Here is a 4,334-nt window from a genome sequence, read left to right on the forward strand (position 1 = left end):
GACAGTCCCAATGATTGTGCAGTTTTTCAATAGGGGGAAAGGCGGCGGGAGTGGTCCGATAGACTATCTTCTAGGCAAAGACCGCGACCGAGAAGAAGCCAAATTATTACGCGGCGACCCCGAAGAAACCGCCGCCCTGATAGACAGCAGCGATTACGCCAAGAAATACACCGCCGGCTGCCTGAGCTTTGAAGAAAGCAACATTCCCGCCGAACAGAAACGCGCCCTGATGGACAGCTTCGAAGAGTGTATTTTTGCAGGCTTGGACAAAGACCAATACAACTGCCTATGGGTAGAACACCGAGACAAAGGGCGGTTGGAACTCAACTTCGTGATACCAAACATCGAGCTTTTGAGCGGAAAGCGGTTACAGCCCTACTACTACGCCGCCGACAGGGGCAGAGTGGACGCATGGCGCACCATGCAGAACCTGACGCACGGATACAGCGACCCAGACGACCCTGCCAAACGGCAGAGCATGACCCAAGCCAAAGACCTGCCGAGAAACACGCAGGAAGCCGCACAGAGCATCACAGACGGCTTAGAAGCCCTAGCCCTAGCAGGCAAGGTAAAAAGCCGCGCAGACGTGCTGGAAACGCTGGAAAAGGCAGGTTTTGAAATATCACGAGCGACCCCCAGCAGCATCAGCATCAAGAACCCAGACCCCAAAGGGCGCAACATCCGACTGAAAGGCGCACTGTATGAGCAAGATTTCCGATTTGGCGAAGACCTTCGAGCAGACATCACGCACCGAAGCCACCAGCATAGAGCAGCAAACGAAAGCAGACTTAGACACGCTACGGCAAAATATCAACGAGGCATTGAAGCAAAGCGAGCAGAAAATAACCGCCGATATACACGCCCAACAGTTACGCATGAGCAAGGCAGTATTCAAGCCCTATCTGTGGAGCTTGCTAGGCATATCGGCAACAGGTTTGATAGTCGCCGCGATATTGCTCATAGTGATATTGAGCTTAAACAGCGAATTGGACGACCTGAAACAGCAGAGAGCCGAAGCAGAGCGCACACTAGACCTGTTGAACACCAAGACCAAAGGTTTAACACTGGAAAATTGCCCGGTCGAGAACAGCAAAGCAACGCGGGTATGCGTAGCGACCGACCCGAGTTCGCCGCCGTATTACGCGAACAACGACAAAACCAGAGCTTGGCGGTACATAGCACAGAAAAACAGCAGATAGGGGTAACAGATGACCGAGATAGAAACCGCATTGTTAGACGCATTGGAGAACTTGGAGCGCAATCGCAAAGCGACCGAGAAGCGAATGCTGGACGCGTTAGCGGAATTAGAGAGCAATCACGCAGCAATCGAGCAGCGAGTGACGAAAGCCTTAACGCACTTGGGCGAAAGGTTGGCAGAGCTAGAGCAGGAAAACACGAGTTTGGCGAAGCATTTAGCGAGCTTGGCAGCCGAGTTAGAAAGGCAGAGCGAAATACAGACCGCTCAGGCAGTCTTACAAAATCGGCAGAGCGAAATCTTGAATCAACTCGCCAAACGATAAGCCAACGACACGAACGAAAACAAAGCAGGGGATGGGGTATGAGCCTATGATTACCGAGAACGAACGCGACAGACGAACAGCCGCATGGCTGATAGAGACCTACGGGGCTGAAGCCGTAGCGGAAGCAGAAACCCGCATTGCGGGCGCGAGAAAGCCCTATCCGAGCAATATCGCCAAAGTGTTAGGGGCTACCCTACCCGAAGCCCTAAAACGCACAGAAAACGCCGCAGCGCGCCAAAAACTGGCATCAATGCGGCGGATGTTGGAGAGCAAAGGCGGTTAATTTAATTTCAGGTTAGGACTTTCCAATTCAAATTTCTGTTTTTCCAGAACCTGATTGATTTGCTCATCAGATAATCCAGCTTCTGTTAGGGATATACGAAGTTGTTCAACACGTTGAAGGAAAGCCTGTTTGGCTTGATACACACCATCAGCGATAAATTGTGCGTTCAAATCGCTTTCAAGGCGGTAAAACTTAATGTTTGAAATACAGGAGTAAAACCAATCAAACCGAGCGGTCAGTTCCTGAATGGCTATTGTTCCGTGTGCTTCACTGATGCCTTCACGGCCTAGATAAACACTGCCCTGAATGTTTTCAAATCCATGTTTAGCCAAGATGTTTTTAATATCCGCATAGGCATTGTTATAGCTATTTCCATGATAATTATCTTTCAGGCAGTTGGTATCCATGTCAAAGGTAATCAGGTAACGGCTCATTATTTTTTCTCCTGTTGTATGGTTTCAGGCGGCATGGGCTTGCCGCGACGATACCAAGTGGCGCGGGAAATGCCGAGCTTCTCCCACGGTTTATCACGGCTGATAGAGTTTTCGGCTAGGTAGTCGGCGCGGGATTGCGACCAAAAGTTATAAACTGTTCGAGGTGTACAGCCGAAACGTTTAGCAATTTCGTAAGCAGTCATCGGGCGTTTATCTGTGCGAATTTTAGCCATTTTCTACCCAATCTTTCATTTCAATAAATTTATCTGAGAATTGATTTTTCTTTATTTTTCGTAAATTGTTCCTATGCTTTTGTAGTTCTGAAAACCGCCTGTCGCTGGCAGCAATATCAAACCTGTTCCAGACCCAATTACTGATAGATTTAGCGATACATTGGACTTCTTTCAGCATCATGGGGCAAGGGAAATCGCCGTTTACATTCAAACACTGATGCAGCACTTCCCGCTTCCAAGCGGTTATTCCCTGTTCGCACTTGAAGCCCCTGATATTGCGGTAAGCCCAGCGGCTCACGACATTGAACACGGTGCAGTTTCTACCCAGTCCGACCGCTTCCGAGTTCGTTCTGCCCACATACGGCTTGAATTTAGCCAAATCCACGAAGTCGGCGAGGTATTCCAAGTCATAGCCGCGTACAGCATCAGGAACGCCGCGCAGAAGCTCCCAATGGGGGTGTATGGGGTTTTTTGTAATTAACCCGCTAAAACCGTCGTCCCCGTCCAATTTTGAGCGATAGGCGGCTTCTACGGCGGCGAGATAACGCAAGGCAGCCTGTCGCCCGCCGAAATCCGCCGTCAGCACGGGAGCGGAGAGTGCATAGGCAAGATGGGCGTGGGCATTTTCACGGTTTACCGCCGCCCAAGCGGGCATAGGCAGCCCGCTATCTTCCCAAGCAAGAGCCGCGCCAGCATAGTCCAAGTCAAAGAGCATGAACACGCGCAAATGCGGCGGGTTGGCTTGAATGTAGCGGCGTTTGATGGCGTGGATGTAGGAACGCGGGCGGATACCTGCTGCCAAGTCATCGGTGCAGTATGGGTGTCGGGGTAGACGTTCTTGCAAGAACAGGTCAGATTGATGGTACAATTGGTTTACTCCATAGCCCCTAGCTGCGTGTCCGGCAAGACAACAAGCGCACTAGGGGCGAGTTTTTGAGATTGAGACAAGTGAGACAAAAACAACTATATCAGATAACAGCCCGCGTAGCGGGGTGATACAAGTCTGAAAAATTATATTTGAGACATGTCTGAAATGCAACCATAATCAGATAACAGCCTGACGCAGGGTTCTCTTTTCAAAATTTTCCAATCCGCAATCTAGCGGAGCCAGCAGGCGAAGCGGTAGAGCTTGGAGCGCAGCAGCGCAACCTAAGCCGACCAGCAGGGCGGCGTTTTCGGGGCAACCTGAAACCGTCGCCCTTTGTGTTGGTTGCGGTTCTGAAACTGTTGGCTTATCATGGCAACGTTTTCACAACAGAAACATAAAGCAAGGCTACATTGCGCTATCGCTTAATGCCTTGCAAGGGGAGTTCCCCTTGACCCCCGTAGGACTTTTTTTGCCTGCTTACACAGGCAAAAAAAGCCCCCAAACGACAGGAAAAAAAATGTCAGAAAAGCGAACAAAGCAACTCATCATCCGAGTCAGTCCGACCGAGTTTGAGACTTTGACCCGACAGAAGACCCATCCGAATTTAGCCCGCTACATTCGGGAGCGGGTTTTGGAAGATGGCAAAGCATCCGACAAAAAAACCGTCAAATTCCAATTCCCGCCCGAAGTCGTGCGGGTACTTGCAGGAATGGGTAACAACCTGAACCAAATAGCCAAGACCCTGAACACCGCCGCAAAGGTCGGCACGTTGGGCAATGTGGAAGCACTCAAGGCGACGACCGAGCTGGCAGCGTTGGAACGTTCCCTAAATTCCCTACGGGATTTTTTAGCCAAAGAAAAAAACGGAGGACAGTCCCAATGATTGTGCAGTTTTTCAATAGGGGGAAAGGCGGCGGGAGTGGTCCGATAGACTATCTTCTAGGCAAAGACCGCGACCGAGAAGAAGCCAAATTATTACGCGGCGACCCCGAAGAA

7 protein-coding genes are annotated in these 4,334 nt (G+C 50.5%); 4 read left to right on the top strand and 3 right to left on the bottom strand.

Annotated elements, in window-relative coordinates; genetic code table 11:
* Positions 1-701: 701 nt before the first annotated feature.
* Genes DBZ16_RS16475 through DBZ16_RS14565 form a run of 3 tightly spaced genes read left to right on the top strand, consistent with a single transcriptional unit; the run spans position 702 to position 1,803 of the window.
* Positions 702-1,199 carry an MbeB family mobilization protein gene (locus DBZ16_RS16475; protein WP_240600421.1) on the top strand — a complete coding sequence of 166 codons (498 nt, stop codon included), beginning with the start codon at positions 702-704 and terminating at the stop codon, positions 1,197-1,199.
* A 9-nt stretch (positions 1,200-1,208) separates the two neighbouring features.
* On the top strand, positions 1,209-1,520 hold the full coding sequence (locus DBZ16_RS16760; protein ID WP_430914367.1) for a hypothetical protein: 312 nt from the start codon (positions 1,209-1,211) through the stop codon (positions 1,518-1,520).
* Positions 1,521-1,566: 46 nt separating this feature from the next.
* A complete protein-coding gene (locus DBZ16_RS14565; protein WP_240600416.1) occupies positions 1,567-1,803 on the top strand; it encodes a cryptic plasmid protein A in 237 nt (78 codons plus the stop codon).
* On the opposite strand, the gene DBZ16_RS14570 is transcribed toward DBZ16_RS14565, so the two are convergent.
* From DBZ16_RS14570 to DBZ16_RS14580, 3 genes are read right to left on the bottom strand one after another with little or no spacing between them, the layout of a single operon-like run.
* Positions 1,800-2,237 carry a virulence-associated protein VapD gene (locus tag DBZ16_RS14570; RefSeq protein ID WP_019271594.1) on the bottom strand — a complete coding sequence of 146 codons (438 nt, stop codon included), beginning with the start codon at positions 2,235-2,237 and terminating at the stop codon, positions 1,800-1,802. The two genes, DBZ16_RS14565 and DBZ16_RS14570, sit on opposite strands and share 4 nt — an antisense overlap.
* Positions 2,237-2,470 (bottom strand): hypothetical protein, encoded by a 234-nt coding sequence (locus tag DBZ16_RS14575; RefSeq protein WP_019271595.1) that lies wholly within the window; start codon positions 2,468-2,470, stop codon positions 2,237-2,239. The genes DBZ16_RS14570 and DBZ16_RS14575 overlap by 1 nt, the downstream gene beginning before the upstream one ends.
* Positions 2,463-3,338: a replication initiation protein gene (locus DBZ16_RS14580; RefSeq protein WP_240600418.1), complete on the bottom strand. Its 876-nt coding sequence runs from the start codon at positions 3,336-3,338 to the stop codon at positions 2,463-2,465. Before DBZ16_RS14580 ends, DBZ16_RS14575 begins: the two co-directional genes overlap by 8 nt.
* Before the next feature lie 517 nt (positions 3,339-3,855).
* Between DBZ16_RS14580 and DBZ16_RS16480 the strand changes: the two genes are divergently transcribed.
* Positions 3,856-4,221, top strand: a complete 366-nt coding sequence (locus DBZ16_RS16480; RefSeq protein WP_234403816.1) for a MobC family plasmid mobilization relaxosome protein — start codon at positions 3,856-3,858, stop codon at positions 4,219-4,221.
* Positions 4,222-4,334: the final 113 nt, after the last annotated feature.

Source organism: Neisseria sicca (assembly GCF_003044565.1).
Taxonomy (GTDB): domain Bacteria; phylum Pseudomonadota; class Gammaproteobacteria; order Burkholderiales; family Neisseriaceae; genus Neisseria; species Neisseria sicca_A.

What these genes read in the sequence shown, in the direction of transcription:
- DBZ16_RS16760 (WP_430914367.1), top strand. Translation starts at nt 1,209, where the DNA reads ATGACCGAGATAGAAACCGCATTGTTAGACGCATTGGAGAACTTGGAG.
- DBZ16_RS16480 (WP_234403816.1), top strand. Translation starts at nt 3,856, where the DNA reads ATGTCAGAAAAGCGAACAAAGCAACTCATCATCCGAGTCAGTCCGACC.
- DBZ16_RS14570 (WP_019271594.1), bottom strand. Translation starts at nt 2,237, where the DNA reads ATGAGCCGTTACCTGATTACCTTTGACATGGATACCAACTGCCTGAAA.
- DBZ16_RS16475 (WP_240600421.1), top strand. Translation starts at nt 702, where the DNA reads ATGAGCAAGATTTCCGATTTGGCGAAGACCTTCGAGCAGACATCACGC.
- DBZ16_RS14565 (WP_240600416.1), top strand. Translation starts at nt 1,567, where the DNA reads ATGATTACCGAGAACGAACGCGACAGACGAACAGCCGCATGGCTGATA.
- DBZ16_RS14575 (WP_019271595.1), bottom strand. Translation starts at nt 2,470, where the DNA reads ATGGCTAAAATTCGCACAGATAAACGCCCGATGACTGCTTACGAAATT.